Origin of the sequence: Streptomyces polyasparticus (assembly GCF_014493765.1) — a bacterium.
GTDB classification, from domain to species: Bacteria; Actinomycetota; Actinomycetes; order Streptomycetales; family Streptomycetaceae; genus Streptomyces; species Streptomyces polyasparticus.
This window is the reverse complement of record NZ_JACTVJ010000014.1, coordinates 292,419-318,458: the sequence shown is the minus strand read 5'-3', so window position 1 is coordinate 318,458 and position 26,040 is coordinate 292,419. Positions and strand designations below refer to the sequence as shown.

27 protein-coding genes are annotated in these 26,040 nt (G+C 71.4%); 11 read left to right on the top strand and 16 right to left on the bottom strand.

All coding sequences use genetic code 11. From position 1 onward, the window contains the following. Positions 1-23: 23 nt before the first annotated feature. Positions 24-656 carry a TetR family transcriptional regulator gene (locus tag H9Y04_RS29250; RefSeq protein ID WP_187817049.1) on the bottom strand — a complete coding sequence of 211 codons (633 nt, stop codon included), beginning with the start codon at positions 654-656 and terminating at the stop codon, positions 24-26. A gap of 64 nt (positions 657-720) precedes the next feature. On the opposite strand from H9Y04_RS29250, the gene H9Y04_RS29245 reads away from it, so the two are divergent. Then, positions 721-2,772 carry a HelD family protein gene (locus H9Y04_RS29245; protein WP_187817048.1) on the top strand — a complete coding sequence of 684 codons (2,052 nt, stop codon included), beginning with the start codon at positions 721-723 and terminating at the stop codon, positions 2,770-2,772. Positions 2,773-2,874: 102 nt separating this feature from the next. Beyond that, positions 2,875-3,792: an RNA polymerase sigma-70 factor gene (locus tag H9Y04_RS29240; protein WP_187817108.1), complete on the top strand. Its 918-nt coding sequence runs from the start codon at positions 2,875-2,877 to the stop codon at positions 3,790-3,792. A 13-nt stretch (positions 3,793-3,805) separates the two neighbouring features. Here the strand turns inward: H9Y04_RS29240 and H9Y04_RS29235 are convergent, their stop codons facing one another. Together H9Y04_RS29235 and H9Y04_RS29230 are read right to left on the bottom strand one after the other, a co-directional pair. Continuing rightward, positions 3,806-4,807 (bottom strand): alpha/beta fold hydrolase, encoded by a 1,002-nt coding sequence (locus tag H9Y04_RS29235; RefSeq protein WP_187817047.1) that lies wholly within the window; start codon positions 4,805-4,807, stop codon positions 3,806-3,808. A 240-nt stretch (positions 4,808-5,047) separates the two neighbouring features. After that, a complete protein-coding gene (locus tag H9Y04_RS29230; RefSeq protein WP_187817046.1) occupies positions 5,048-5,962 on the bottom strand; it encodes an NAD(P)-dependent oxidoreductase in 915 nt (304 codons plus the stop codon). Positions 5,963-6,022: 60 nt separating this feature from the next. Between H9Y04_RS29230 and H9Y04_RS29225 the strand changes: the two genes are divergently transcribed. After that, on the top strand, positions 6,023-6,379 hold the full coding sequence (locus tag H9Y04_RS29225) for a winged helix-turn-helix transcriptional regulator (protein ID WP_187817045.1): 357 nt from the start codon (positions 6,023-6,025) through the stop codon (positions 6,377-6,379). Between the two features lie 215 nt (positions 6,380-6,594). Here H9Y04_RS29225 and H9Y04_RS29220 read toward each other — a convergent pair whose 3' ends face one another. The 4 genes from H9Y04_RS29220 to H9Y04_RS29205 form a co-directional block, all read right to left on the bottom strand. Next, a complete protein-coding gene (locus H9Y04_RS29220; protein ID WP_236071587.1) occupies positions 6,595-7,581 on the bottom strand; it encodes a hypothetical protein in 987 nt (328 codons plus the stop codon). 69 nt (positions 7,582-7,650) lie between these two features. Beyond that, a complete protein-coding gene (locus H9Y04_RS29215) occupies positions 7,651-8,745 on the bottom strand; it encodes a nitronate monooxygenase (protein WP_187817044.1) in 1,095 nt (364 codons plus the stop codon). Beyond that, positions 8,742-9,194 (bottom strand): hypothetical protein, encoded by a 453-nt coding sequence (locus H9Y04_RS29210; RefSeq protein WP_308801137.1) that lies wholly within the window; start codon positions 9,192-9,194, stop codon positions 8,742-8,744. The genes H9Y04_RS29215 and H9Y04_RS29210 overlap by 4 nt, the downstream gene beginning before the upstream one ends. Positions 9,195-9,598: 404 nt before the next feature. Next, positions 9,599-10,180, bottom strand: coding sequence for an O-methyltransferase (locus H9Y04_RS29205; protein ID WP_187817043.1), 582 nt, complete (start codon positions 10,178-10,180; stop codon positions 9,599-9,601). 110 nt (positions 10,181-10,290) lie between these two features. Here H9Y04_RS29205 and H9Y04_RS29200 point away from each other — a divergent pair, with 110 nt between their 5' ends. After that, positions 10,291-10,821 (top strand): DUF2199 domain-containing protein, encoded by a 531-nt coding sequence (locus H9Y04_RS29200; RefSeq protein WP_187817042.1) that lies wholly within the window; start codon positions 10,291-10,293, stop codon positions 10,819-10,821. 70 nt (positions 10,822-10,891) lie between these two features. Here the strand turns inward: H9Y04_RS29200 and H9Y04_RS29195 are convergent, their stop codons facing one another. The 3 genes from H9Y04_RS29195 to H9Y04_RS29185 all read right to left on the bottom strand — a co-directional run bounded on the left by H9Y04_RS29195 (position 10,892) and on the right by H9Y04_RS29185 (position 13,195). Further along, the gene (locus tag H9Y04_RS29195) at positions 10,892-11,296 is read right to left on the bottom strand and encodes a hypothetical protein (protein WP_187817113.1); all 405 of its coding nucleotides are present in this window, start codon (positions 11,294-11,296) and stop codon (positions 10,892-10,894) included. A gap of 111 nt (positions 11,297-11,407) precedes the next feature. After that, positions 11,408-11,869 (bottom strand): hypothetical protein, encoded by a 462-nt coding sequence (locus H9Y04_RS29190; RefSeq protein ID WP_214661749.1) that lies wholly within the window; start codon positions 11,867-11,869, stop codon positions 11,408-11,410. Between the two features lie 246 nt (positions 11,870-12,115). After that, positions 12,116-13,195: a MerR family transcriptional regulator gene (locus H9Y04_RS29185; protein WP_187817041.1), complete on the bottom strand. Its 1,080-nt coding sequence runs from the start codon at positions 13,193-13,195 to the stop codon at positions 12,116-12,118. A gap of 164 nt (positions 13,196-13,359) precedes the next feature. Here H9Y04_RS29185 and H9Y04_RS29180 point away from each other — a divergent pair, with 164 nt between their 5' ends. The 3 genes from H9Y04_RS29180 to H9Y04_RS29170 all read left to right on the top strand — a co-directional run bounded on the left by H9Y04_RS29180 (position 13,360) and on the right by H9Y04_RS29170 (position 14,996). Next, complete coding sequence (locus H9Y04_RS29180) at positions 13,360-13,809, top strand: helix-turn-helix domain-containing protein (RefSeq protein ID WP_187817040.1); 450 nt, start codon at positions 13,360-13,362, stop codon at positions 13,807-13,809. 37 nt (positions 13,810-13,846) lie between these two features. After that, positions 13,847-14,440, top strand: a complete 594-nt coding sequence (locus H9Y04_RS29175; protein WP_187817039.1) for a hypothetical protein — start codon at positions 13,847-13,849, stop codon at positions 14,438-14,440. Between the two features lie 226 nt (positions 14,441-14,666). Continuing rightward, complete coding sequence (locus H9Y04_RS29170) at positions 14,667-14,996, top strand: DUF2516 family protein (RefSeq protein ID WP_214661743.1); 330 nt, start codon at positions 14,667-14,669, stop codon at positions 14,994-14,996. Positions 14,997-15,253: 257 nt separating this feature from the next. Here the strand turns inward: H9Y04_RS29170 and H9Y04_RS29165 are convergent, their stop codons facing one another. The 3 genes from H9Y04_RS29165 to H9Y04_RS29155 all read right to left on the bottom strand — a co-directional run bounded on the left by H9Y04_RS29165 (position 15,254) and on the right by H9Y04_RS29155 (position 19,075). After that, a complete protein-coding gene (locus H9Y04_RS29165) occupies positions 15,254-16,636 on the bottom strand; it encodes a PP2C family protein-serine/threonine phosphatase (RefSeq protein ID WP_187817038.1) in 1,383 nt (460 codons plus the stop codon). 290 nt (positions 16,637-16,926) lie between these two features. Then, positions 16,927-18,015, bottom strand: a complete 1,089-nt coding sequence (locus tag H9Y04_RS29160; protein WP_187817037.1) for a C40 family peptidase — start codon at positions 18,013-18,015, stop codon at positions 16,927-16,929. A gap of 259 nt (positions 18,016-18,274) precedes the next feature. Beyond that, on the bottom strand, positions 18,275-19,075 hold the full coding sequence (locus H9Y04_RS29155) for a class I SAM-dependent methyltransferase (RefSeq protein WP_187817036.1): 801 nt from the start codon (positions 19,073-19,075) through the stop codon (positions 18,275-18,277). Between the two features lie 217 nt (positions 19,076-19,292). Between H9Y04_RS29155 and mshA the strand changes: the two genes are divergently transcribed. Both mshA and H9Y04_RS29145 read left to right on the top strand, forming a co-directional pair. Continuing rightward, positions 19,293-20,657, top strand: a complete 1,365-nt coding sequence (mshA, locus tag H9Y04_RS29150; RefSeq protein ID WP_187817035.1) for a D-inositol-3-phosphate glycosyltransferase — start codon at positions 19,293-19,295, stop codon at positions 20,655-20,657. Next, positions 20,650-21,144 carry a type III secretion system chaperone family protein gene (locus H9Y04_RS29145; RefSeq protein ID WP_187817034.1) on the top strand — a complete coding sequence of 165 codons (495 nt, stop codon included), beginning with the start codon at positions 20,650-20,652 and terminating at the stop codon, positions 21,142-21,144. The genes mshA and H9Y04_RS29145 overlap by 8 nt, the downstream gene beginning before the upstream one ends. Here H9Y04_RS29145 and H9Y04_RS29140 read toward each other — a convergent pair. Next, positions 21,141-21,278: a hypothetical protein gene (locus tag H9Y04_RS29140; RefSeq protein ID WP_187817033.1), complete on the bottom strand. Its 138-nt coding sequence runs from the start codon at positions 21,276-21,278 to the stop codon at positions 21,141-21,143. The two genes, H9Y04_RS29145 and H9Y04_RS29140, sit on opposite strands and share 4 nt — an antisense overlap. 43 nt (positions 21,279-21,321) lie before the next feature. On the opposite strand from H9Y04_RS29140, the gene H9Y04_RS29135 reads away from it, so the two are divergent. Then, complete coding sequence (locus tag H9Y04_RS29135) at positions 21,322-22,980, top strand: glycosyl hydrolase family 28-related protein (RefSeq protein WP_187817032.1); 1,659 nt, start codon at positions 21,322-21,324, stop codon at positions 22,978-22,980. Here the strand turns inward: H9Y04_RS29135 and H9Y04_RS29130 are convergent. Continuing rightward, on the bottom strand, positions 22,970-24,271 hold the full coding sequence (locus tag H9Y04_RS29130) for an MDR family MFS transporter (protein ID WP_187817031.1): 1,302 nt from the start codon (positions 24,269-24,271) through the stop codon (positions 22,970-22,972). The two genes, H9Y04_RS29135 and H9Y04_RS29130, sit on opposite strands and share 11 nt — an antisense overlap. A gap of 184 nt (positions 24,272-24,455) precedes the next feature. Between H9Y04_RS29130 and H9Y04_RS29125 the strand changes: the two genes are divergently transcribed. Beyond that, positions 24,456-25,217: a phosphoglyceromutase gene (locus H9Y04_RS29125; protein ID WP_187817030.1), complete on the top strand. Its 762-nt coding sequence runs from the start codon at positions 24,456-24,458 to the stop codon at positions 25,215-25,217. Positions 25,218-25,323: 106 nt separating this feature from the next. Here the strand turns inward: H9Y04_RS29125 and H9Y04_RS29120 are convergent, their stop codons facing one another. Next, positions 25,324-25,899, bottom strand: coding sequence for a Tat pathway signal protein (locus H9Y04_RS29120; protein ID WP_187817029.1), 576 nt, complete (start codon positions 25,897-25,899; stop codon positions 25,324-25,326). Between the last annotated feature and the right edge of the window lie 141 nt (positions 25,900-26,040).

Here is a 26,040-nt window from a genome sequence, read left to right as displayed (position 1 = left end):
GTATGGTCTCGCCGAGAGTGCAACTAGCCCTTTGTGAACGGGAGCTGGGCTAGACCTGAGGCCAGTTGGGCGAAGGCGGTCTCCGCCGCCCCGCGTGCATCCGGGAGCACGTCCGCCGCGCGCTCGCCCGCCGTGATCCGCCGCCGGTTCTCCTCCGCGAGGATCCTCCGTACGGCGATGATCTGGCCCGCCGCCAGACGTGCGCCGATGCCGCCGCCGAGCGCATCGGCGAGGGCCTCCTCGGAGCGGGTGAGGAAGCCGAGCATCCGGGCGACCACCGAGGGCGTCCCGTACGCGAGGCGCTGGAAGGCCAGGACGGCGGGGTGGTCGCACAGGCCCGTGGCCGGGTCCTGGCGGTCGAGTCCGGCCAGGAAGTCGCGGCGCAGTGCGTCCAGCGGGGACTCGTCCGGCGCGCGGCCCGCCACGACCCGTGCGGCCTCGTCCTCGTGGTCCGCGAAGCGGTGCAGGACCAGGTCCTCCTTCGTCGGGAAGTACCGGAACAGGGTCGGCTTGGACACCCCCGCGGCCGCGGCCACCTCCGCGACCGGCACCTGGTCGAAACCGCGCTCCAGGAAGAGGGCGATGGCCGTCTCGGAGAGTGTGTCGAAGGTCTGCTGCTTCTTGCGGGCGCGCAGGCCTGCGGGGTGCTGGGGCATGGGGTCACTTTACGGCAACCGTTACCCGGTAAAAAATGTAACTCGGTTACGTTATTCTCGTTGGATGAGCACCATCACCCAGGAGCTGACCCGCGAACGCACCCACCACGACCGCTGCCGCACCGCACTCACCGCGATGATCGAGGGCGCCCACGAACAGGTCGTCGTCGGCGAGAACGCCTCCGCCTCCGGCGCCGACGCCGAAGTGCTCGGCTATGAACTCCGCAGCCGTGCCAAGGAGATGACGGAACTTCCGCAGGGCCCGCTGTTCTTCGGACGGCTCGACTTCGCGGGCGTACGGGACGGCGCCGTGGCCGGCGACCACCGCGGGCAGAGCTACCACATCGGCCGCCTGCGGATCGGCGAGCACCCGGCGGCGCCGCCCCTGGTGGTCGACTGGCGCGCCCCCGTCTCGCGCGCCTTCTACCGCGCGGGCGCCCATGACCCGCAGGGCGTCGCGGTGCGCCGCCGTTTCGGCTGGGCGCCCGGCAGCCGCGGAGACTCGGCGGATCTGACCGGATTCGAGGACGAACTTCTCGGGCAGGGCGAGGAGTTGAGCGGTCCGAGCGCCTTCCTCGCCGAGGAGATCGAGCGGCCGCGCGTCGGCCCGATGCGCGATATCGCCGCCACGATCCAGCCCGAGCAGGACGAGCTGGTCCGCGGGGACCTCGGCGTCTCCGTCTGTGTGCAGGGCGCGCCCGGCACCGGCAAGACCGCGGTCGGTCTGCACCGGGCCGCGTATCTGCTCTACACCCACCCCCAGCGCATCCAGCGCGGCGGACTGCTGATCCTCGGCCCCAACCGCACCTTCCTCGCATATATCGCGGAGGTCCTGCCCTCGCTGGGCGAGACGGGCGTGCGGCAGTCGACCGTCGACGAGGAGATCGCGCGGCACCCCGTACGAGCGGCCGACTCCCCGGAGGCGGCCGCGGTCAAGCACGACGCCCGCATGGCTGAGGTGCTGCGCCGCGCGCTGTACGCGCGGGTGCGGCTGCCCGCCGACTCCCTTGCGCTGCGCGACGGTTCGTACCGCTGGCGCGTCTCGCTCGGCGAGCTGGAGCGGATCGTGGCGCAGGTGCGCGGGGAGGCGCCGCCGTACGCGACGGGCCGTGAGCGGGTGCAGACACGTGTGCTCGCCCTCGTACGGGATCAGGCCGAGCGCCGCTCGGGTACGCGCACCCATGCGTGGCTGCGGGCGATGGGGCGGCAGGTGCGCGGGTTCCTCGACGAGGTCTGGCCGCGGGTCAAGCCGGAGGAGGTGCTCGCCGAGCTGCTCACGGATCCGTCGGGGGCTGCGGCCGGGGGCCTGCCAGCGGCCGCGGACGGGATTCTGTCGGCGGCCGAGCAGAAGGCGCTGGTCTGGGAGAAGCCGCCGCGTTCCGTGAAGTCGGCCAAGTGGACCGCGGCCGACCTGGTTCTCCTCGACGAGATCGCCGGGCTCATCGAACACCCCGCCGGATACGGGCACATCGTGATCGACGAGGCGCAGGATCTCTCGCCGATGCAGGCGCGGGCGATCGCGCGGCGGGCGCGCTTCGGGTCGCTGACCGTGCTCGGGGACCTGGCCCAGGGGACCACGCCCTGGGCGGCGCGTTCCTGGCCCGCGCTGCTCGGCCACCTCGGGAAGCCCGATGCGCAGATCATCCCGCTGACCACCGGGTTCCGGGTGCCGGAGGCCGTCGTGGAGCTGGCGAACCGGCTGCTCGGGGCCCTGGACGTGGACGTGCCGGCCGCCCGGTCGCTGCGTACGGACGGGGAGTTGAACCTTCTTCCGGTCCCCGTACGGGAGGTGGCGGCCGCGACCGCCGACGCCGTGGCGCGGGCGCTCGCCCGTGAGGGCTCGGTCGGGGTGATCGCGGCGGACGCGCAGGTGCCGGAGCTGCACGAGGCGCTGACCGCGGCGGGACTGCCGGCCGCGGGGCCGCAGGAGCTGGGCGCGCGCCTGACGCTGCTGCCCGCGTCGCTGGCCAAGGGTTTGGAGTACGACCACGTGGTGGCCGTGGAACCGGCTGCGGTGGCACAGGCCGAGGAACGGGGCCTCGAGCGGCTCTACGTGGTCCTCACTCGTGCCGTGTCGCGCCTCGACGTGGTGCACAGCCGCCCACTGCCCTTCTGAGCGGCAGGCGTAGCCTCTGCGGGAGGGCTGCGGGCCGTGTCCGAAGGCCCGTGCGACGGGGAGGAGCTGGGGATGGCAGGCGCAGGCGCGGGGACCCGAGTCATGGACCGGGCCGAGGAGTTCGAGCAGCTGCGACCGCTGCTCTTCTCCATCTCGTACCGCATCCTCGGCAGCGTCGGCGAGGCGGAGGACGCCGTCCAGGAGACCTGGCTGCGCTACGAGACGACCACGACCCGCCCCGACTCGCTCAAGTCCTTCCTGTCCACTGTGGTCACCCGGATCTCCATCGACGTGCTGCGCTCGGCGCGCGTACGGCGTGAGGAGTACGTCGGCGAGTGGCTGCCCGAGCCGCTGCTCACCGATCCCTACGAGGACCCGGCGCGGGCGGCCGAACTGGCCGACTCCGTGTCCATGGCGGCGCTGCTGCTCCTGGAGCGGCTGAGCCCGCTGGAGCGTGCGGTGTTCGTGCTGCGCGAGGTCTTCGGCTTCGGCTATCCCGAGGTCGCCGAGGCCGTCGGCCGTACGGAGGCGGCGTGCCGGCAGCTGTCGGCACGGGCGCGCAAGCACATGGAGGAGGGCCGCACCCGCTTCGACGCGGACCGCAAGGAGCGCGACGAGCTGGCGGCGCGGTTCTTCGCGGCGCTGCGCGAAGGAAGCGTCGAGAGCCTGCAGGAACTCCTCGCCGCCGACGTCCAGTTGGTGGGCGACGGCGGCGGCAAGGCGCCGCAGCTGGCGCGGTTCGTCCGGGGCATCGACAAGGTCGCGCGCCTCATCGCCGGCGCCTTCCCGCCCATCTTCTCGATCGGCACGATCGTGGACGCCCAGGAGATCAACGGCCAGCCGGGCGCCCTCTTCCGCGACCGCGACGGCAAGGTGGCCGTGGCGGTCGTGCTCGACATCGTGGACGGCCGCATCACCGCGATCCGCTCCGTGATCAATCCCGACAAGCTCGGGCACCTGGGGCCGGTGGCCGATGCGTATGCGATGAAGGACGAGTGGAACCGGGCGCGGCGGCCGTGACCCCACGCGCGGCTCAGAGGGTGGCCAGCCACTCCGTGAGGTGACGGTTGACCTCGTCGGGGCGCTCCTGCTGCAGCCAGTGGCCCGCGCCTTCGAGGAGATGGCAGGAGGTCAGACCGGGGAGCGTCTGCGGATACGCGTCGATCGCGGCCGCGAGCCAGGTGGTGGACGCGTCCTCGGTGCCGCCGAGGAAAAGGGACGGCTGGGTGAGCGGGGCGCCCTCGTACGGGGCGAGTTCCTGCCAGTCGCGGTCCATGCAGCGGTAGCGGTTGAGGGCGCCGGTCAGTCCCGTGCGCTCGAACTCCTCCGTATACGCGGCGAGTTCGGCGTCACCGAGCCAGGCGGGCCGCTTCGTGGGGAAGCGGTCGCGCAGAGTCCCGCCCTTGGTGAGGAAGTGCGGATCGGGGGCGCCGGGCGGGGGCATGGTGTCGGCGGACAGGGCCGCGTAGAAGCCGGCGAGCCAGCCGTGCACGTCCGGTTCGATCTCGGCCTCGGCGCGGCCCGGCTCCTGGAAGTACGAGACGTAGAACTCCTTGTCCGGGCCGCCCAGTCGGGAGAAGATCTCGCTCGGCCGTGGGCCGCCCGGCGGGGTGTAGGGGACGCTGAGGAGTCCCACGGCCCGGAAGACCTCGGGGTGCAGCAGCGCCGAGTGCGCGGCGATCGTCGCGCCCCAGTCGTGGCCGACGACCACGGCGGATTCCTCGCCGAGGGCCCGTACGACGGCGACGTTGTCCGCGACCAGGTTCCGCATCCGGTACGCCTCGGGGGCGGCCGGTTTGGCGGAGCGGCCGTAGCCGCGGACATCCACGGCCACGGCGCGGTGGCCGGCGGCGGCGAGGGCCGGGAGCTGGTGGCGCCACGAGTACCAGAACTCGGGGAAACCGTGCACCAGGAGCACCAGCGGTCCGTCGCTCGGGCCCTGCTCGACGAGATGGATCCGGCCGCCGTCCTCGGTCGGGATCGTGCGGTGCTCCGGGGCGTGCTCTCGGGTGGGCGCCGACTTGTGCTCAGCCATCCGTTCCTCCAGCCGTGGTCCCGGCCGGCTGTCCGGCCCGGTGACTCCATCATTCGGAGGGGCGGGCCGGACGGGCCACTTCGGTTGCCGGTTCGGCAAAACCGGTGGGGTGGGCGTTCTGCTGGGCTTGCGGCTTACCGGTGGGGGTGGCGTCCTGGGGGCTCGCGGCGTACCGGTGGGGATGGCGTCCTGGAGGGCTCGCGGCTTACCGGCGGGGATGGCGTCCTGGGGGCTCGCGGCTCAGCGGCGGCCCAGGACCTCGGCGATCCGTACGAACCCGTCCTTGCCGTGCCCGAGACCGATCACCCGCCGGGCGAGACCCTCCGCCGCACGCATCACGCCCGCGTCGATGCCGTGGGACTCCGAGGCGTGGATGATGTGGGCCATCGAGGACGCGGCCGAGGTGATCGGGTTGTCCTCGCCGGAGTAGGTGCCCCGGTCCACCTCGGCCGCGGTCCCCTCGAAGATCGGCGGCAGGATGTCGGCGATCCCCTTGGCGAACGGGACGAGCTCCCCGGCGCCGATCCCCTCCGCCTTCGCCACGGCCAGCGCGTGGGCGTAGCCCGCCATCGCCGTCCAGAAGATGTCGAGCAGCGCGATGTCGTACGCGGCCGCCCGCCCGATGTCCTCGCCGAGGTGGGTGTGCGTGCCGCCGAGGGCGTCCAGCACGGGCTTGTGCTCGGCGTACAGATCGGCGGGCCCCGCGTGCAGGAGGACCGCGTGCGGGGTGCCGATCGTGGTCGTGGGCGTCATGATCGCGCCGTCGAGGTAACGGATCCCGTGCTCCGCCGCCCACTGTGCGCTGTCGCGGGAGCGGTCCGGGGTGTCGGCGGTGAGGTTCAGGAGGGTGCGGCCCTTGAGCGCGGTGGTGACCTCGTCGTTGCGCAGAAGGGAGTCGGAGGCGTCGTAGTTCACCACGCACACCACGACCAACTCGCTTGCCGTGACCGCCTCTTGGACGGTCGACGCCCCCGCGGCTCCCTGTGCGACCAGCTCGCGGTCCCGGCCCGGTGTCCGGTTCCACACAGTGGTCCGCACCCCTGCGGCGAGGAAGGCGCCGGCCAGGGCGCGGCCCATGGGACCGAGACCCAGGACCGTGACGGAAGAACGGGCGGGGGCGGGGTGTTCGGACTGGTGGGACGACTGGACGGACATGATTTCAACTCCCGTACCGGATAACGAAGATGTCTGCGGCAGCAGAGGAAAGGGGCCCCGATGACGCGCGGCCGCGCCCAGGACCTGAACGTGTGCGGAGTGACCGCCGCGATCGCCGTGATCGACGGCAAGTGGAAGACGGGGCTGCTCTGGCTCCTCGAGCAGGGCCCGCAGCGCCCCGGCGCCCTGCGCAGGCAGCTGCCCGGTCTGAGCGAGAAGGTGCTCACCCAGGCGCTGCGCGAAATGGCGGACGACGGTCTGGTCCACAGGGAGGTGCACGATGTGCTGCCCCTGAAGACCGAGTACTCCCTCACTCCCTTCGGTCAGGATCTGGCCGACGCCCTGGCTCCGCTCTCGGACTGGGGGCACCGCCGCCTCGACCGCCTCGGCGGCGATCTGCTGCCGGCGGCCCGCTGACCGCCTGCGATCAGCTTGGTGCATGGGGTGGGGGGTGCCAAGTACGTACAAAAAGGTGGGTACTTCGGGGCGAGGGGGCGGGGGGCGAGGGGGCGTGGGGCGGGAGATGTGGGGCGGGAGATGTGGGGCGGGGGGCGCGGGCGAGGTGCGCGGGCGAGGCGCGCGGGTGAGGTGCGCCGGTGAGGGTGAGCGGCGCGGTACGAGAGGCAGAGCGCTCAGAAGCTTCGCTCGATGAGCCTCTCCCGCATCAGGTCCTCCAGCTCCGCGTCCGTCATCGGCCGTACGGAGCCGAGGAGCCGGCGCAGCCCGCGCTCGTCCAGGGACTGGCTCTCGACGCGGAGCTCCAGCGGACCGTCGTAGCGGATGAGGGTGATGGCGCGCCCGCCGTCCGGGAAGGCGTGGACCATGCGCAGCACGCCCCGCGCGTCCACGTCGCAGGTCACGCCCTCGCCGAGGATCTCGGGGCAGACCGGTGCCGGGGCAGGTGTGGGCGGGCGGCCCACCGTGAGGCCCACGTGGCCTGCGTCGTTCGCGCGGGCCGGATGGTAGGCGACGCTGAAGGAGCCGGGCCCGAGGTGGGCCCGGGAGAGTGTCGTCCCGGCGGGCGTGCTGCCCAGGCGGAGCAGCTCGGACTGTTCCCGGTACTCCGCGATCTCCGCCGCGTGTGCGCGCCGTTCTGCCTGCGCGGGGCCGACGTATCCCCCGTAGACGACGCCGAGCGCGAGCACGGCCGCCGCGCCGACGCGTACCCGTCGGCTCGGCACGAAGAACGCCGCGGCCACGGCGTACGGCACGCCCGCCAGCGCGATCCGCGTCCCGGCGCCGCCCAGATCGACGTCCTCGCCGTACGCGAGCACGCCCGCGGCGGCGCCGGCGCTGCCGGCGGCGAAGACGAGCGCCGCCCAGCCGAAGCGTCCTGCGGTGGACGCGCACAGCGGCACCACGTCCCGTACGGGCGTCCCCATGATGGCCAACAGCCCTACGGTGAGCGGCACTCCGACCGCGAGCGTGAGCAGCGCGGCGCCTTGCCCGCCACCCCATCCGGACATCACGATCCCGAACCCGAGCGCGGGAACGGTGACCGTCATCGAGGCCCAGACGAGCAGCAGGTGCAGAACTGTCAGGGCGGGTCGGCCACTTGGTGTGTCCGGCGCGTCCGGCGCATTCGCTGTGCTGCTCGCGTCGCCTGTGCCGCTTGTCATGACCGGTCCGCTGCTCGTCATGCCCGCAGACTGTCAGCCGTGTGCTGGAGCCGGCATGAGTTCTCCTACTCAGGTGTCCGTGGCTGGGTGGCGCCGGGGCGTGTCCGGGTGGTTGGCGATGGGCGGATGCTCAGGTGTGTCCGGGTGGTTCGTGGCGGGCGGATGCTCAGGTGTGTCCGGGTGACCCCCGCCGGCCGCACGGCCCAGCGCCCGTTCCAGCGTCCGTTCCGCCTGCGCGGCCAGGGCCGGGACGAGGGCGGCGGCGGACGGCAGATCGCCGATCAGGTCCACGCCCTCACCCGCCCACTGCGGCAGCGCGGGGATCCTCCCGCGCGCCACCGCCTCCTCGTACTCCCTGCGTACATCGCCGGCGGCGTCGGCCAGTTCGTCCTCCCGGCCGCGCCATACGTCGAGGAAGGGATGGCCGAGCGTGCGGGCCGCGTATCCGGCGGGCCAGGACGAACCGCGCGCGAGGTCGAGCACCCGGCTGCGCTCGGTGTCCTGCCCGCTCGCCGCGACGAGCGCCGCGGCCGTGTCCGGATCGACCAGGGACTCCGCCGTGGCCTGGAAGCGGGTGCCGAGCAGCGCCCCGGCGGCGCCGAGCGCGAGAGCCGCCGCCACCCCGCGGCCGTCGGCGATGCCGCCCGCCGCCAGTACGGGAGTCGGATCCGCGAGATCCACCACGGCCGGTACGAACGGCAGCGTCGAGCGCCCGCGCACCGCACCGTGCCCACCGGCCTCGGTGCCCTGTGCCACGATCACATCGGCGCCCAGATCGACCGCCCTGCGCGCCTCCTCCAGATCGGTCACCTGGAGCATCAACAACGCGCCCGCATCCCGTACGAGCTGCGCACAGGGGCCCGGATCGCCGAACGACAGCATCACCGCCGAGGGCCCCAACTCCAGTGCCTGCGCGACCCGTTCGCCGGTGACCGCCCAGGTCAGGAACCCGATCCCCCAGGGCCGGCCCGCCCTCGCCTCGTCGAGGAGGGTCACCTCGCGTGCCAGCCACTCGGGGTCCCCGTCCCCGCTGCCCAGCATCCCGAGCCCGCCGCCCCGCGACACCGCCCCGGCCAGTGCCCCGCCTGCCGAACCGCCCATGGGGGCAAGGGCGATGGGGTGCTCCACACCGGACAGCTCCGTGAACGCGGTCGCCAGGCTCATGACCCGATGGTGCCTCGGGTGGCGGGGCGATGGCGACGGTAGTAGGAGTACGCGACGGCCGCGGTGAGCGGGCCCCACAGGATCAGTGGTTGGTAGAGGATGCCGACGACGAGGCTGCCGGCCGGTGTCATGTCGTCGTGCGGATACGTCCACCACCAAGGGACGTTGGCCCACAGGAGGGTGAGCGCCGCGGCGCCGAGCGCGGCGGGCACGACAGCGGCCAGGGGGTGCACCGCCCGCCCGCCGACCAGCGGAATCCACCGCGGCACGACCTCGCCCCACGGCCGTACGAGGCCGATGGTCAGCAACGCCACCAGCTCGCTGAGCACGCTGAGCGTCAGCATCCACACCTTGGCGCCGAAGGTCTCGAACGGCACGAAGCCGGCGTCGGTGTACCCGGCGGGGAAACCGAGCACCATGACGATCCGCCGCAGGCCGCTCGGCAGCACGACGAGCGCGGTCAGGTGTGCGGCCCATGTGGCCCAACGTGGAGGTGGGGTAAGGGTGTTGGCGGGGGAGGGGGTGGCGGGTGCGGGGGTGGTGTGTGGGGCTGCCCCGCGAGGACGACGCTCGGCCGCGGCCCTCCGCCGTGCGGCGGGGGAGGGGGCATCCGAGGAGAGGGCGCCGCGGGAGGCCCGGCCCGGGGCTATCCGAGGAGGGGGCGGCGCGGGCCGGCCCGAGCTCCGCCACCTGTCGGTCGGTGCGCCGCCCCGCCACGCCTTGGCCCGTGGGCCGCCGCGCCACCCGTCGGTCGGTGCGCCGCCCGCCACGCGTCAGTCCGTGGGCCGCCCCGCGACCCGTCGGTCCGTGTGCCGCCCGCGACCCGTCGGTCGGTGCGCCGCCCTGCCCCCCGTCAGCCCGCGCGCCGCACCGCCATCAGCAGCCCGCTCGCCCACGCCATGCGTACGCAGCGGAAGTCCTCGCGTGCGTCCAGCTCGGCCAGCAGCCGGTCGACGGAGACGGCGTGGCCGTCCGGCCAGCCGGGCTGGGGGAGCAGGTCGTCGATCAGGTAGATCCCGCCGGGCGCCACGAGTTCCAGGGCCCGGTCGAGGTGTGTGAACTTGCCCGGCCACGTATCCGCGAAGACGAGGTCGAAGGGCGCGCCGTCGAAGCTCTCGAGCCACAGGCCGCCGTCCCCGCACACGAAGGTGACCCGGGGGTCCGCACCCAGCTGCTCCCGGGCGATGGCCTGCACGTCGGCGTCGAGCTCGACGGTGGTCAGCGCGGAGGCGCGGTCCATCCCGCTGAGCAGCCAGGCGGTCCCTTCCCCGGCCCCCGTACCGAGCTCGAGCACCCGCCCTCCGGGCCGCGCGGCGGCGAGCCCCGCCAGCAGACTGCCCGTACGCCCCTCGCAGGACATGGCAAACCCCGCGTCCCGCGCCCGGGCCTGCAACGCGGTCAAAGCACTCGGAACCCGGCTCGGCACGTCATCCATCCCGGGATGATCCACGACCAACATCCGTACGGGCAAGACGGATTGACCAAGATCCGGGATGCCCGGACTCGGCCGGTCGGGGCCCGGCCCCGAACACTAGTCTCCCGCTCATGACCAGCACCCCCGGTTTCACCTGCACATGCTGCGGCCGGCACCACGCAGAACTGCCGATGAGCTACTCGACCACGGCGCCCCACGCCTGGCACCACAGCTTCGCCGACGCACCGGACTGTCTGCTCTCCTCGGATCAGTGCGTGATCAAAGCGGAGCACTGCTTCGTGAAGGGCCTGATCGAGATACCGGTGGCCGGCACGGGCGAGAAGTTCTCCTGGGCTGTCTGGGTCTCGCTGAGCCGGGACAACTTCGCAAGGGCGGCCGAGCTCTGGGATACGCCGGGTCGTGAGGCCGAGGAGCCGTACTTCGGCTGGCTGTCCACGGATCTCCCTCTGTATGCGCCGACCACCATCAACCTCAAGACCCACGTCCACACCCGCCCCGTAGGCGAGCGCTTCTCCATCGAACTGGAGCCCACGGACCATCCGCTCGCCGTCGAACAACGCACCGGCATCACGCTCGACCGCGTACGTGCCATCGCCGAGACGGTCCTCCACTCCGGCGACGACGCCGACGACGACGCCTGAGACGGACTCGGTGCCCCGCCGAGGAGGCCGCAGGAGAGGGCTCGGCAGCAGGGCGAAGCGGGCTCGGCGGTCAGCCGGCCTCGGCAGATGCTTCGGTCCGGACATCCGGCGTGACCATCTCCCGGATGCAGCGACGCAGCCCGCTGCCGTAGGAGTCGACCGGTTCGATCCACGGCACGCGCTGGAACAGGTCGCCGCACCGGTCGGTACTTGGGTCGGTCAGGAGGGCTCGGAGCTCATCGGGGACGGGATCGTCGACCAGGCACAGCCAGGCGAGGCCGGCGCCGATGCGGATCTCGGACGATCGGCCGGGATCCGACCACAGTCCCCGGGTCCATGCCGAAGCATTGTCATCCTCGTGTTCGCGGGCGAGCTGGGCGATCGCCAGGATCAAGCTCACACGGACCACCGGATCGTCTTCCACCGCCAGCCTGCGGTGCAGGGTTGCGGAGACGCGCTGAAACTCGCTGGTCACCGCCGCCAGGACGAAGGCGGTCGCGGAGCGGACATCGGGATCGGCAGCGGGGAGGAGAGGGAACAGAAGGTGCAGATCATCCGTGATGGCATCGCGAGCAGCCTGAATCGTTCAGTTCACCGGACACATCGTGGTGCCCTCCGCCTCCAACGGATCCTCGGTGACCTGGAGAAGGCCTTCGCGCGTTCCGTCCCCGAAGCGCTGGCATCGCCCGATCTCGGCGACCAGGCGAAGGGTGCTCGCCCGGAGCCCGGGAGGCCCGGTAGCCGCGATCCGGAGCAGGAACGGTACTGCCAGCGCTCCCACCGCGATCGTGCCGCCCTGATGATGGAGATGTTCCCGCAGCTCCCCCAGAGCCCGGTCGGCGGCTTCGGCGTCTCCTGAGGCAAGCAGTCCGAGGCGACGGGGAACTTCCTCCCCCGGTCCAAAGAAGTGCGGGAACCGCTGCCAGGGGATCTCGTCGTACTTGAACCCGTCCTTCACCTCCCGCGGGATCGCGCCCATGACGGTCCGCATGTCGGCGTCCGTGCCCGCCCACGGCTCGGGCCACGTGGCCCAGCGCTCATCGTCCACGGTCTGGCCCTCCGGTTCCCTGACGCCATCCGAGCCCCGGGAGTCTGACGACCGCTGATCAAGAGGGTGTTCATCCTCGGAGCCAGGCCGGCAGGCGTAGTGGGCTGCGTCGCGATGTGCGGCTTGTCGTAGCTCCGGGAGTCGGCCTGGCTTTCCTGATTTGCTGGGAGAGCCGGTATAAGTCGGCCTCGCGGATGAGTTCTTGAGAGCGGATCCGGTGCAACTCGAAGTGCATGCCACTCGCTCCTACTGACGGAGCTCCGTGACGTCGGCGACCACGCAGCTGACGTTGTCGGGGCCGCCGGAGCCGTTGGCGAGGGTGATGAGTTCGCGGACGGCCTGCTCGGGCGTGCTGATCTCGGAGAGCGCTCGGCGGATTTCTTCGGTCGGCACGACGGTCGACAGACCGTCGGAGCAAAGCAGATATCGATCACCCGGCAGGGCATCGTGGAGACGCATGTCGGGGGTGGTGTCGGCGCCTTGGCCCAGGGCACGGACCAGCAGTGACCGCTGGGGGTGGGAGGCGGCTTCTTCCAGGGTGAGCCGTCCTTCATCGACCATCGACTGGACCAGGGTGTGGTCGTGAGTGATCTGGCGCAGGTCTCCGTCGCGCAGCAGGTATACGCGGGAGTCGCCGATGTGCACGAGGCCCAGCTGCGATCCGGTCCAGAGCATCGCGGTGAGTGTCGTGCCGGTGTCTTCGGGCGAAGAGCCACTCCCGGCGACGTCGCGCACAGCCTGTTGGGCCTGTTCGATGACGTCTTCGAGGACGTTGAGGAGATCGCCTGGCGTGATGCTGTCGGTTTCCAGGTGCTTGAGCGCGTCGACGGCGGCTGCGCTGGCCGGGGCTCCTTCGACGCCGCAGCCGTCGGCGACGGCGAGCAGTCGGGGACCGGCGTAGGCGGTGTCCTGGTTGCTCTCGCGGACCAGGCCTGTGTCGGACAGAGCGGCGTACCGGATTCCCAGGGGCTTGGCGGTGGCGGACATGGCAGGGTCCTTCCATGACAGATGGTCGATGAGGAAGGTGGCCAGGTCCCGCCGTGCGGCGGTGGCGGCCTCGACCTGAACCCAGAACGCCCGGACCTCCTGGGCTGCCTCGGCCGCATCCAGCGTGCAGACGTGCTGGATGCGGGCCAGAGGCATGCCCAGGCGGCGGAGCCAGGCGACGAGCCTGGCCTGCTCCAGTTGTTCCGGTGCGTAGTGGCGGTAGCCGGTCACCGGGTCGACGCGAGCGGGGGACAGAAGGCCAAGCTCGTCGTAAAGACGCAGTGCCTTCTGCGACAGCCGGGACGCCTTCGCGAACGCCCCGATGGTCAGCAACCCCATGCGCGTTCCTCCTCATGCCGAGCACGCTGCCCGGCTCAACCGATGCTGTGGCCTCCCCCAAGGTGAAGGTCAACCAAGCATTCTCCTCAGCCGGTTCAGTGGCGTGCACCACTATTGCAAGCATCTGCTTGCAATAGTTAGCAGCGGTGCGGCACCATCGAGGCATGGCATCGCTCAACGTCGGCAATCTCGGTGAGTATCTGCGCGAGCAGCGGCGCAATGCGCAGTTGTCGCTCAGGCAGCTCGCCGATGCCGCCGGGGTGTCCAATCCGTATCTGAGCCAGATCGAGCGCGGCCTTCGCAAGCCGAGCGCGGAGATTCTGCAGCAGCTGGCCAAGGCGCTGCGGATCTCGGCCGAGACGCTGTACGTGCAGGCCGGAATTCTCGACGAGCGCGACCGTGACGAGGTCGAGACGCGGGCCGCGATCCTCGCGGACCCCTCGATCGACGAGCGGCAGAAGCAGGTCCTGCTGCAGATCTACGAGTCGTTCCGCAAGGAGAACGGCACCGCTCCCACGAGCGCGCAGAACGGCAAGGACAGCAAGGGCGCCCCGCACAGCAAGGGCGCCAAGGACACCGCCGATGACCAGGCCCGCACGGCCGACGGCGACTGACGCCAGAACCCTCATACCTATCGGAGGTACGTACGTCATGGCCCTCACCGACGACATCCGCAAGGCCGTCACCGACCCCAAGCCCCTCTACTTCGCCGCCGGCACCGCGGACCTCGTGGTCCAGCAGGCCAAGCGCGTTCCCGAGCTGATCGAGAAGGTGCAGGCCGAGGCCCCGGAGCGCTTCGAGGCCGTACGCAGCACCGACCCGAAGGCCGTACAGGAGAAGGCCGCCGCCCGCGCCAAGGAGGTGGGCGAGGTCGTCCAGGCCAAGGTCTCCGAGGTGCTCGGCAGCATCGAGCCCGATCTGAAGAAGCTCGGCGAGACCGCGCAGGACCTGGCGCTGCGCAGCGTCGGCGTCGCCGCCGAGTACGCGGTCAAGGCCCGCGAGAAGTACGACGAGGTCGCCGAGCGCGGCGAGCAGGCCGTGAAGACCTGGCGCGGCGAGGCGGCCGAGGAGATCGAGGAGCTCGCCATCGCGGTCGAGGGCAAGGAGGCCCCCGAGCCCGCTCCCACCCCGGTGGCCACCGAGCCCGAGCCCGCCGAGGCCAAGGCCCCCGCCAAGAAGCCGGCCGCCAAGAAGGCCCCGGCCCGCAAGACGGCGGCGAAGAAGACCGCGCCGTCCGCGGAGTAAGCAGCACCGTCCGCCGAGCGAGCAGCAACCTCCGCGGAGTAAGCAGCATCGTCCGCTGAGCAAGCAGCAACCTCAGCGGTGTAAGCAGCGCCGTCCGCCGCGTAAGGCAGGTGTACGGCGGAACGGCCCGGGCACGATCGGCGTGCCCGGGCCGTTCTACGGGTACGGTGGCCGCAGAACCCGAATCGACGAGTGGCCCGATACACAGGTGGTGGACGAAGTGCTGATGACAGCGTTCGGCGGCTTCATGTGGCTGCTCTTCACGGCGATGCTGGTGCTCGCGGTGGTGGCCCTGGTGCTCGCCGTCGTGGCCCGCGAGGACGCCTACCGCGCCGCGGACAAGCAGACCAAGAACTTCTGGCTGATCATCCTCGGCATCACGGTCCTGGTGAACCTCGTGGTGCCGATGCTGTTCCTGCAGATCGCCGGTCTCATCGCGACGATCGTCTTCATGGTCGACGTCCGCCCCGCGCTCAAGCAGGTCACCGGAGGCGGCGGCCGCCGCGGCGGCTCCAGCAGCGACGGGCCGTACGGTCCGTACAACGGCGGGCGCTGAGCCCACCGGCTCACCGGTCTTCGGATCGTCGGGCAGTCAGTCGGCGGATCCCTCCAGGGGACGGATCCGCCGCTTTCTTGCGCTCAGGCCCGCGCCCCGTTCAGGCCCACGGCCTCCGCTCAGGTCAGCGGGGGCCGGCCCCACTCAGGCCCCGGCCCCACTCGGGCCCGCGGCCCGCAGCCGACCCGCACTCAGGCCCGCAGCCACACCCCCACGGCCCGCGGCCCGCGGCCCGCGCCCAAGCCCGCAGCCCCCGCTCAAGCCCGCGGCCCCCGCTCCAGCAACACCACCGCCACGTCATCCGTCAGCTCCCCGCCGTTGAGGTCGCGGACCTCGCTGACCGCGGCCTGGAGCAGACCGTCGCCGCTGAGGCCCTCGGAGATCTGGCGGCGGACCATCGCGACCATGCCGTCCTGGCCCAGGCGCCGCTTGCTGCCGGCTTCCACGCGGCCCTCGATCAGGCCGTCCGTGTAGAGCATCAGACTCCACGCGCCCCCGAGCTCCACCTGCTGGCGCGGCCAGCGGGCGCGCGGCAGCAGACCGAGTGCCGGACCGCTGTTCTCGTACGGGAGCAGCTCGGCGAGCCCGCCCGAGCGGGCGATCAGCGGCGAGGGGTGGCCGGCCAGGCACAGGCCCGCGCGGCGGCCGTCGGGGGAGATGTCGACCGTGCAGAGCGTCGCGAAGATCTCGTCGTCCGGGCGCTCGTGCTCAAGGACCTGCTGGAGCGTCGAGAGCAGCTCGTCGCCGCACAGGCCCGCGAAGGTCAAGGCGCGCCAGGCGATCCGGAGTTCGACCCCGAGCGCCGCCTCGTCGGGCCCGTGCCCGCAGACGTCGCCGATCATCGCGTGCACCGTGCCGTCGGGGGTGCGTACGGCGTCGTAGAAGTCGCCGCCGAGCAGCGCGCGCGAGCGGCCGGGCCGGTAGCGCGCGGCGAACCGCAGCGGGGAGCCGTCGAGCAGCGGGGTGGGCAGCAGACCGCGCTCCAGGCGGGCGTTCTCCTGGGCCCGCAGGCGTGACTCGGTGAGCTGGCGCTGGGCGATGTCCGCCCGCTTGCGCTCCACGGCATAGCGGATCGCCCGCGTGAGGACGCGGCTGTCCAGCTCGTCGCGGAAGAGGTAGTCCTGGGCGCCCACCCGTACCGCCTCGGTGGCCCGCTCGATGTCATTGCTCGCGGTGAGCGCGAGCACGGCATGGCGAGGTGCGAGGCGAAGGACGTGCTTGAGCGTCCCCAGCTCGTCCGCGGCGCCGTCCGAAGCGCCCGCGCCGCCCGAGCTTCCCGACGCGCCCGCACCGCCCGACGAGCCCGCACCGCCCGAGGCGACCGTACGGCCGGGGGCGGGCAAGGAGAGGTCGAGCAGGATGCAGTGCACGTCGTCGGTGAGGAGACGTTCCGCCTCGGTGAGGTTGCGTGCCGTACGCACCTTGATCGGCTTGCCCGCGGCGTCGAGCAGTGCGGGCACGCTCAGCGTCTGGGCCGGGTCGTCCTCGATCACGAGCAGCGTCATCCCGAGGGAGGCACTGCTGTGCTCGGCGCCGGCGGTGCGCGCCTGTGAGGGCTCCACGCCGGGGTCCGGCGCGGTCTGGGCCTGACCACCTTCCACGGCCGGGACTGCTCTCTGCCGCGGTATGGGTACGGGCATCCTTCTGGTTCCTTCCCTCCCCCCGAGGGCGCGGCGGCACGACACCAGTCGAAACGACGTTCCGCCGACGGGGACCTTAGCGGTAGCCGACACCGTTTTGGAACGGCGATCTGCAAAGAGCCGGTGTCATATGCCGCGTCCCGCCCCGTAATTGGGCACGCGGCGGTACGCGGTGAGTCCAACCGGGATGACGAACATCACGCCACGGAGGTTGCCTGGGTGGCACAGGTCACGTGAGCCCGGTCACTCGGGACCGTCCGGCCGGGCTCACCCACCGCGCCGCGGAAGGCCTACTTGTCCGGCCGCACGACCCCGAGTATCGGCATCGAGCCGGCGCCTGCGACCGTGACATCGCGACCCGGACGCGGGGCGTGCACGATCGCGCCGTTGCCGATGTACATCCCGACATGGCTGGCGTCGGCCTGATAGATGATCAAGTCGCCCGGCCGCATGTCGCGCACCGCGATGCGCGGCAGCTGCCGCCACTGCTCCTGCGAGGTGCGCGGTATGCCGCGCCCGGCCGCCGCCCAGGCCTTGGAGGTCAGGCCCGAGCAGTCGTACGAGGACGGGCCCTCGGCGCCCCATACGTAGGGCTTGCCGATCTGCTTGGTCGCGAACGCCACGGCCTTCTTGCCCTGCGCCGAGGCATTGCTCTTGATGTCCTTGAGGATGCCGGTGTCCAGCCAGGCGGTCTGGGCCTGGATCTCCGCGTCCTGCTCCATCTGGAGGAGCCGCTCGCGCTCCTCCTTCTCGAGCTCCTTCTCCAGCTTCTCGGCGGCCTTGATCTTCGCTTCGATCTTCTTCTTGCGCTTGGCCTGGTCCTTGGTGTGCTGGTCCAGCTCCAGCCAGTACTGGCCCGCGTCCTTCGCGTAGAGCTGCAAGTCCTCCTGGGTGGTGCCCAGTTCACCTATCAAATTGGTGGTCGCGTGCTGGCTCTGGCGCACGCGCTGGGCGCCGTCGAGGAACTCCTCCGGATTGTCGCTGAGCACCAGCTGCGCCTGCGGGGGCACCCCGCCGCTGCGGTACTGCGCGCGGGCCGCCGCGCCCGCCCGGTCCTTGAGGGCGTCGCGCTTCTCCTGCAGATCCTGGATCTTGTTGGCCAGCTTCACGATCTGATCGGACTGCTTCTTGGCCTCTTCCTCCGCCGCGTTGTACGCATCCGTCGCGACCGCGGCCTCGTGGTAGAGGTCGTCGAGCTCCTCGCGGACTTCCGAAAGGTCGCGCTTGCCGGGCTTCGGGTCGTCGGGCCGGTCGTGCGGCGCCGCGAGCGGGCCTGCCGGAGGTGCGGCCATCGCGCTGCCGGGTGCGCTGAGCAGGCTCAGGGCGCAGACCAGCGCCACGGCCGCAATGGTCGAGGTTCGCCTGCAGGTCACGCCCATGCCCCCAGATCTGATGGCCCGTCAGTAACTCCGTACGACTTCGGGATGGTGCCACGCCTGCGCGGAATACGACAGGGTCACGCAGAACAGGAGTCGACCACACGGCAGCGCACACGTCACCGCAAAACCAACTCCGCTTCCCCACCCGTCACTTCTGACGAATGACTACCGCGTTGCGTTCCCTCGCAAGACCCCGGAAATCAAGCGTCACTCATGTGGTGGTCCGCAACGTATGTGCGAATACGACCACTTCGGGGTGTTATGCGGCAGCGGTACGGGGAGCAAGCGCGCCCCACGCCACCGTCACCTCTCCCTGCCGCCACCGCGAACTCCCGTCCACCACGGGCCAGTCCGCGCTCAGCGCCCGCACCGTACGGATCCACCGCTGCCGTGCCCCGTACGAGGCGAAAGGCGCCGCGGCCGCCCAGGCCCGGTCGAAATCCCGCAGGAAGGCGTGCACCGGCTCGCCCGGCACATTGCGGTGGATCAGCGCCTTCGGCAGCCGCTCGGCCAGATCGGAGGGCTGGTCCAGGGAGCCGAGCCGCGTGGCGAACGTCACGGTCCGGGGGCCCTCGGGGCCCAGTGCCACCCATACGTGGCGCCGCCCGATCTCGTCGCAGGTGCCCTCGACCAGCAGCCCCTCGGGCGCCAGCCGTGCGCACAGCCGGCGCCAGACCTCGGCGACCTGGTCCTCGTCGTACTGGCGCAGCACGTTCGCCGCGCGGATCAGGTGCGGGGCGTCGGCCGTGGGCACCTCGAAGCCGCCGAGCCGGAAGGTCAGACCCTCCTCCTCGTACGGCTTCGCGCCCGCGACCCGCGCCGGCTCGATCTCGATGCCGACCACCCGTACGCCCGGCGCGGCCGTGCGCAGCCGGTGCAGGAGCTCGACGGCGGTCCAGGGCGCGGCTCCGTAGCCGAGATCCACGGCGAGCGGTGCGCCGGCGGACCGCAGCGTGCGCCCGTGGCGCTCGGCGATCCAGCGGTCCATACGGCGAAGCCGGTTGGGGTTGGTGGTCCCGCGCGTCACGGTCCCGACGGGACGTGTGGGGGTGCGGGCCATGGGTCCAGTATCGGCCACCGGCGGGGGCGTCCCGGCCGTGCGGTCCGGCCCACCCAGGGGGAAGCTGGAAGGTGCATACGGAGGAAGCCGGGAGGTGCAGACGGAGGAAGCCGGGAGGTGCAGACGGAATAGGAAGGGGTACCTCCGGTGTTCCGGAGGTTCGGAGGGCGGCCCACGCCCTTCGCCACAGTCATGTCGTGAGAAGGAGGCCGCGCGCGTGAGCCAGTACGTGAGCAGGCTCGGCGGACGGCTCGCCTCGACGCCCGCGCGGCTGTCCGGGCCGCCGCGCCTGAGGTTCCCCGGCGGCGCCCGCCGGCCGCGCCGGATCGCGATGCTCAGCGTGCACACCTCGCCGCTGCACCAGCCAGGCACCGGCGACGCGGGCGGCATGAACGTCTACATCGTCGAGCTCGCCAAGCGCCTCGCCGCGATCAACATCGAGGTCGAGATCTTCACGCGGGCCACGACCGGCCAGCTCCCGCCCAAGGTCGAGCTGGCGCCCGGCGTCCTCGTACGGCATGTGGACGCAGGTCCGTACGAAGGTCTCGCGAAGGAAGAACTGCCCGCCCAGCTCTGCGCGTTCACGCACGGCGTGATGCGCGCCTGGGCCGGTCACCGCCCCGGCTACTACGACCTGGTGCACTCGCACTACTGGCTGAGCGGCCACGTCGGCTGGCTCGCCGCCGAACGCTGGGGCGTCCCGCTCGTGCACGCCATGCACACCATGGCCAAGGTCAAGAACGCGGCGCTCGCCGAGGGCGACACCCCCGAGCCCGCCGCCCGCGTGATCGGCGAGACCCAGATCGTCGAGGCCGCCGACCGGCTGATCGCCAACACCGACGAAGAGGCCGACGAGCTCGTACGGCACTACGCAGCCGATCCCGCCAAGGTCGCCGTGGTCCACCCCGGCGTGAACCTCGACCGCTTCCGCCCGGCCGACGGGCGGGCCGCCGCACGTCAGCGCCTGGGTCTGCCGCAGGACGCCCTGATACCCCTGTTCGCCGGCCGCATCCAGCCCCTCAAGGCCCCCGACGTGCTCCTGCGCGCCGTCCACATCCTGCTCGACCGCCGCCCCGAGCTGCGCTCCCGCCTGGTCGTCCCAGTGGTCGGCGGGCCCTCGGGCAGCGGTCTCGCGAAGCCCGAGCAGCTGCAGAAGCTGGCCGCGAAGCTGGGGATCGCCGATGTCGTACGGTTCCGGCCGCCGGTCGGCCAGGAACAGCTCGCGGACTGGTTCCGGGCCGCGTCCGTGCTGGTCATGCCCTCGTACAGCGAGTCCTTCGGGCTCGTCGCCATCGAGGCCGAAGCCGCCGGCACCCCGGTGATCGCGGCCAGCGTCGGCGGACTGCCCGTGGCCGTGCGCGACGGCGTCAGCGGCTTCCTCGTCCAGGGCCACGACCCGGCCGCGTACGCGCGGAAGCTGGAGCTCTTCGCGGACAAGCCGCACCTGGTGGACAAGATGGGCGCGGCCGCCGCCCGGCACGCCCGCTCCTTCGGCTGGGACACGGCCGCGTCCGCCACCGCGGACGTCTACACCGCCGCCATGGCCGAGCTGCACCGTCGCGTACGCTCGCACCATGGCTGAAGACGTCCGGCTCGTACTCGAAGAGGCCCTCAAGGACGCCGAGCTCGCCTGGGAGTCCCCCGAGCCCGGCGTGTACGTCGTGCAGCTCCCCGGCACCCGCAAGCTCTCGACGACCCTCTCGCTGCGCCTGGGCCGTCACGCTCTCTCGCTCAACGCCTTCGTGATCCGCCACCCCGACGAGAACGCCGAGGGTGTGCACCGCTGGCTCCTGGAGCGCAATCTGCGTCTGTACGGGGTGAGTTACGCGGTCGACAAGCTCGGCGACGTCTACCTCGCGGGCAAGCTCCCGCTGGCGGCGGTCACCCCGCCGGAGATCGACCGCCTGCTCGGCGTCGTACTCGAAGAGGCCGACGGCTCCTTCAACACCCTTCTGGAGCTGGGCTTCGCGTCCGCCATCCGCCGTGAGTACGCATGGCGGGTATCGCGCGGGGAGTCGACGCGGAACTTGGACGCGTTCGCCCATCTGACCAAGCCCCGGGACAACTAGCGCTCGCTCCCTGTCTGTTCGCCGCCTGTCGGCTGCTGCAGGGCCCCTTGCCCTGTTCCCTGCTGCACGACCTCTTCCGCACCCGCGGGTGCCGTGGCATGCTCACCGCCGACGCAGATGTGAATGCTGTTCACGTATATGAAAGGTACGTGGAAGCGATACGGGAAGGCGGTGCTCATGGACCGGCTCAGCAGACGTGGGCTGCTCGGCGGCGCGACAGCCGTGGCGGCGGCGGTGATAGCAGGTGGGACGCCGGCCGCGGCCGCACCCCGGCGCGAAGTGGCCGAGCTGTGGCGGGAGTTCGTCCGCGATCCCTACAGCCACCCGCAGATCCCCTACATAGGCCGCGCCGGCTACGCCCGCGGCAGCCGCACCCGCCCGCGCCCGCGTGTGCGCGCCGACGTCCTCGCGTACGGCGCGAAGAGCGACGGCTCCGCGGACGCCGCGCCCGCGATCAACCGTGCCATCGCCGCGGCCGGCCGGGCCGGCGGCGGCACGGTGCTCATCCCGCCCGGCACGTACCGCATCGACGGCATCATCCGGATCGGCCACAGCGGTGTCGTGCTGCGCGGCGCGGGCAGCGGCCGCACCAGGCTCGTGGCCACCAAGCACCTGACCGAGCTGATCGGCAGGTACGGCAGCCGCTACGGCGGGACGAAGTCCGGCTGGTCCTGGGCCGGCGGTCTCATCTGGCTGGCCCCCGAGGCCCGTTGGGACTCCCTGATCGCCGCGATCAAGGCCCAGGACTGGCCCTTCGAGGGCTGGACCGGCAACAAGCGAGACGAGTGGGAGACCCTGACGACCGTCGAGCCCGCCGCGCGCGGCGACTGGTCGGTCACGGTCGCCGACACCGCACGGCTGCGGCGCGGCCAACTGGTCCTGCTGCGCCTCGCGGACGACGCGGACCACACGCTCCTGGAGCACATGGCGGGCGACTCTCCCGGCGCGCGGGCCTACACCTGGGACGACAAGACCAAGCTCACCTCGTACGTGCCCTACGAGTGGCCGGTCCGTATCACCTCGGTCGAGGGCCGCCGGGTCACCTTCGAGCGTCCGCTCCCACTGGACGTGCGCCCCGAGTGGGATCCGCGCCTGACCACCCTGGCGGCGCCGCTCACCGGCTCCGGTGTCGAGGGCCTGACCCTGGAGGCCGTCGAGACCCCGCAGGCCCAGCATCTGCTCGACCTCGGCTACAACGGGCTCGCGTTCCAGTGCGCGTACGACTGCTGGGCCGAGGACGTCGTCGTACGGCACGTGGACAACGGCTTCGGGTTCATCGCGGCCTCCGCGTGCACGCTGCGGCGGACGCGCGTCGGCGGCCGGGGCTCGCACCACCCGTACTACTGCCGCGAGGGCTCGCACGACAACCTTGTCGAGGACTTCACGATCGAGGAGCGGACCGTTCCCGCACCCGCGGGCACCCAGCTGCACGGGGTCAACGTCGAGGGTCTGTCCTCGTACAACGTGTGGTCGCGCGGAGACATGCGGATGGGCACCTTCGACACCCACCGCGGCATGCCCTTCGCCAATGTCCGCACGGACGTGACCCTGGACAACACCGGTACGCACGGCGGCGACGCGAGCGCGGGCCCGCTGTACGGAGCCCGCTTCACGCACTGGAACGTCACAGTGGCCAACGGCCGCGCGGGCTGCGTACGGATCGACGGGATCGCCCCGTACAGCGCGACCGTGGCCATCAGCGAGGTCACCGAGTTCGGGCAGACCGACGTGCCGGACTTCACCGGCGAGCTGCACACCCGCGCCGAGGCCTATGGCAGGCCCGGCGGGGTGTGGCCGCGGAATCTGTACGAGGCCCAGCGGGCGCTCAGGCCGTGATCTGAGCGTCGGCGGCCTTTGCATCGGTGGTCACGGGGAGCTCGACCGGCTCCGTGACCGCCGGGCGCCGCTGCTCCTCCTGGGGCAGGTTGCGCATCAGGAGCCAGTAGCCGGCCGCCGCCACCGTGCCGAGCACCGCGGTCGCCCCCCACAGCCAGTCGGCGCCGTAGTGGTCGATCACGAAGCCGGCCATCAGCGGGGCCGCGAGCGCCGCCACCGACCAGGACATCGAGTACATGCCCTGGTAGCGGCCGCGGGCGTGCACCGGCGAGAGGCGGACGACCAGGCTCATCTGGGTGGGCGAGTTGATGATCTCGGCCAGGGTCCAGACCACGACCGTCAGGGCGTACGCGCCGATCGATCCGGCGAAGGCCGTCAGACCGAAGCCGTAGCCCGCGAGCAGCGCCGAGACGACGAGCAGCTTCTGCGGGTCGCGGTGCTCGATGAAGCGGGTGACCGGGATCTGCAGGGCCACGATCAGCACACCGTTGACCGCGATCACCATGCCGAAGTCCGAGGGCGAGAAGTCCGCCGCACCCATGGCGACGGGCAGACCCACGTAACTCTGCGTGAAGATCAGCGAGATGAGGAAGCTGAGCCCGACGACGCCCATGAAGCGGCCGTCCTTGATCACCGTCCCCATCGAGGCCGGGCGGGCATCGGGATCGGCCGGCTTGCCCGCGACCACGGTCTTCTCCGGCCGCGACTCCGGCAGCTTCAGGAAGACCAGGACCGCGCAGGCCATGGTCAGCGTGGCCTCGCCGAGGAAGCCGGCGAGATAGCTGTACTGGGCGACGATGCCGGCGGCCATCGAGGAGAAGGCGAAGCCGAGGTTGATCGCCCAGTAGTTGAGCGCGAAGGCCCGCACGCGGTCCTCGGGGCGCACGATGTCGGCCATCATCGCCTGCACGGCGGGCCGCGAGGCGTTGGAGGCCACACCGACCACACCGGCCACGACCGCGATGGCGACCGGATGCTCCATGAAGCCGAGCACCGCGACGCTGATGGCCGTGGCGCCTTGCGCGAGGAACATGGTGGGCCGCCGCCCGAGCCGGTCCGTGAGCACCCCGGCGCCCAGGGTGCCGAGCACGCCGCCGAGCCCGTGGAGGGCTGCCACAAGTCCCGCGTAGGAGGCCGAATAGCCCCGGTCGAGCGTGAGATAGAGGGCCATAAATGTGGCGACGAAGGCCCCGAGCCGGTTGATCAGGGTGCTCGTCCAGAGCCACCAGAACTCCCGTGGGAGGCCCGCTACGCTCTCGCGAGCTGCTTGCTTGATGCTCGCAATCGACATGTGAATCCCCCCGGAAACGGCTGGTCGCGTGGTGTCTGTAAGAGGCGCTTGGCGTGCTCACACGTTACGAGCGGGAGGGGGCGGCGGGCCACTCGATTAACAGGAACCGTCAATCGTCGCGGAGCTTGTCCACAGCGCGGGCTGCGCGCGCGAGGGGCCCAGGGGTTCGATTAGGCTCGGAGCCATGGCCGACGCACCGTACAAGCTGATCCTCCTCCGCCACGGCGAGAGCGAGTGGAACGCCAAGAACCTGTTCACCGGCTGGGTGGACGTCAATCTGAACGAGAAGGGCGAGAAGGAGGCGGTCCGCGGCGGTGAGCTGCTCAAGGACGCCGGCCTGCTCCCCGATGTCGTGCACACCTCGCTCCAGAAGCGCGCGATCCGCACCGCGCAGCTGGCGCTGGAGTCCGCCGACCGCCACTGGATCCCGGTCCACCGTTCGTGGCGCCTGAACGAGCGTCACTACGGCGCCCTGCAGGGCAAGGACAAGGCCCAGACGCTCGCCGAATTCGGCGAGGAGCAGTTCATGCTGTGGCGCCGCTCGTACGACACTCCGCCGCCGGAGCTCGAGGACGGCACCGAGTTCTCCCAGTCCGAGGACCCGCGCTACGCGTCCATCCCGCCGGAGCTCCGCCCGCGCACGGAGTGCCTCAAGGACGTCGTGCACCGCATGCTGCCGTACTGGTACGACGGCATCGTCCCTGACCTCCTGGCCGGCCGCACCGTCCTCGTCGCCGCCCACGGCAACTCGCTGCGCGCCCTGGTCAAGCACCTGGACGGCATCTCGGACGCGGACATCGCGGGCCTCAACATCCCCACGGGCATCCCGCTCGCGTACGACCTGGACGCGTCCTTCAAGCCCCTGAACCCGGGCGGCACGTACCTGGACCCGGAGGCTGCCGCGGCGGCCATCGAGGCGGTCAAGAACCAGGGCAAGAAGAAGTAGGTTCCGTGATCACGCCCCTGAGCTGCGCATACGGCGCGGCTCAGGGGCGTTTTCGTGTGCGGTGACCGGCGTGGGGGCGGCCGTGGTTTTCCGCGCGTGGACGGTGTCAGCCGCAGGAGAGGTAGTCGTAGCCGGCCTGCCGCCAATCGCCCTGGCGGTCCTTGAAGACGTACTTGCCTTCCGTGTTACGGATGACGTCGAAGCTGTGGAGCTTGCCGACGTAGGTGAGCTCCAGCCGCTCTCCGCGGTCCTGGCTGCCGCTCGAGTAGACGAGGTGGTTGTCGGCCCGGCCGAAGGTCCCGCCGCCCACCAGGCCATCGGCGCTCAGGCTCCAGCGGCGCTGGAGATCCTGCGTGGCGTAGTGGACGTTGGTGTCCCAAGTGCCGTCGATCATGCTGGACTTGAAGGGCACATATCCGTCCGCGCTGTGCCACTTCCCGCCTTCGGCCCACAAGATCTTCTGCCACAGGCAGGTGGCGTTGCTCCTCGGGTGGTACTGCGGCAGGCTCCCCAAGGTGCCTTCGTCGCCCCAGTCCCCGGACACCCGGTCGTACCCGCGTACCCAGCCATCGGATGCGCTCGCCGAAGCGGGTGAGGTACCCAGCCCCAGCGACGCGAGCGTCGCGGCGGCCAGGGCGGCGACCGTGACGATTCCCCTGCGTGGTGTTCCTGCGAGACCCATGCGCGAACCCTTCTGAGTGACCTCGGATGGTTCACCGCTGGTCCGGGTGGCCGACGTGCGGAGGCCGGTGCGGACCACGTGCGGAGAACGGGTCTCAGAGTGCACTGCCGAGCTTGAGGAAACCTTGCACGATCACGTCAT

Coding starts and splice junctions, on each gene's coding strand:
- H9Y04_RS29240 (WP_187817108.1), top strand. CDS start 2,875: ATGGACCGGGCCGAGGAGTTCGAGCAGCTGCGACCGCTGCTCTTCTCC.
- H9Y04_RS29235 (WP_187817047.1), bottom strand. CDS start 4,807: ATGGCTGAGCACAAGTCGGCGCCCACCCGAGAGCACGCCCCGGAGCAC.
- H9Y04_RS29160 (WP_187817037.1), bottom strand. CDS start 18,015: ATGGGCGTGACCTGCAGGCGAACCTCGACCATTGCGGCCGTGGCGCTG.
- H9Y04_RS29205 (WP_187817043.1), bottom strand. CDS start 10,180: ATGGATGACGTGCCGAGCCGGGTTCCGAGTGCTTTGACCGCGTTGCAG.
- H9Y04_RS29185 (WP_187817041.1), bottom strand. CDS start 13,195: ATGGGGTTGCTGACCATCGGGGCGTTCGCGAAGGCGTCCCGGCTGTCG.
- H9Y04_RS29215 (WP_187817044.1), bottom strand. CDS start 8,745: ATGAGCCTGGCGACCGCGTTCACGGAGCTGTCCGGTGTGGAGCACCCC.
- H9Y04_RS29180 (WP_187817040.1), top strand. CDS start 13,360: ATGGCATCGCTCAACGTCGGCAATCTCGGTGAGTATCTGCGCGAGCAG.
- H9Y04_RS29220 (WP_236071587.1), bottom strand. CDS start 7,581: ATGACAAGCGGCACAGGCGACGCGAGCAGCACAGCGAATGCGCCGGAC.
- H9Y04_RS29130 (WP_187817031.1), bottom strand. CDS start 24,271: ATGTCGATTGCGAGCATCAAGCAAGCAGCTCGCGAGAGCGTAGCGGGC.
- H9Y04_RS29230 (WP_187817046.1), bottom strand. CDS start 5,962: ATGTCCGTCCAGTCGTCCCACCAGTCCGAACACCCCGCCCCCGCCCGT.
- H9Y04_RS29165 (WP_187817038.1), bottom strand. CDS start 16,636: ATGCCCGTACCCATACCGCGGCAGAGAGCAGTCCCGGCCGTGGAAGGT.
- H9Y04_RS29135 (WP_187817032.1), top strand. CDS start 21,322: ATGGACCGGCTCAGCAGACGTGGGCTGCTCGGCGGCGCGACAGCCGTG.
- H9Y04_RS29175 (WP_187817039.1), top strand. CDS start 13,847: ATGGCCCTCACCGACGACATCCGCAAGGCCGTCACCGACCCCAAGCCC.
- H9Y04_RS29120 (WP_187817029.1), bottom strand. CDS start 25,899: ATGGGTCTCGCAGGAACACCACGCAGGGGAATCGTCACGGTCGCCGCC.
- H9Y04_RS29245 (WP_187817048.1), top strand. CDS start 721: ATGAGCACCATCACCCAGGAGCTGACCCGCGAACGCACCCACCACGAC.
- H9Y04_RS29200 (WP_187817042.1), top strand. CDS start 10,291: ATGACCAGCACCCCCGGTTTCACCTGCACATGCTGCGGCCGGCACCAC.
- H9Y04_RS29250 (WP_187817049.1), bottom strand. CDS start 656: ATGCCCCAGCACCCCGCAGGCCTGCGCGCCCGCAAGAAGCAGCAGACC.
- H9Y04_RS29170 (WP_214661743.1), top strand. CDS start 14,667: ATGACAGCGTTCGGCGGCTTCATGTGGCTGCTCTTCACGGCGATGCTG.
- H9Y04_RS29155 (WP_187817036.1), bottom strand. CDS start 19,075: ATGGCCCGCACCCCCACACGTCCCGTCGGGACCGTGACGCGCGGGACC.
- H9Y04_RS29145 (WP_187817034.1), top strand. CDS start 20,650: ATGGCTGAAGACGTCCGGCTCGTACTCGAAGAGGCCCTCAAGGACGCC.
- H9Y04_RS29125 (WP_187817030.1), top strand. CDS start 24,456: ATGGCCGACGCACCGTACAAGCTGATCCTCCTCCGCCACGGCGAGAGC.
- H9Y04_RS29225 (WP_187817045.1), top strand. CDS start 6,023: ATGACGCGCGGCCGCGCCCAGGACCTGAACGTGTGCGGAGTGACCGCC.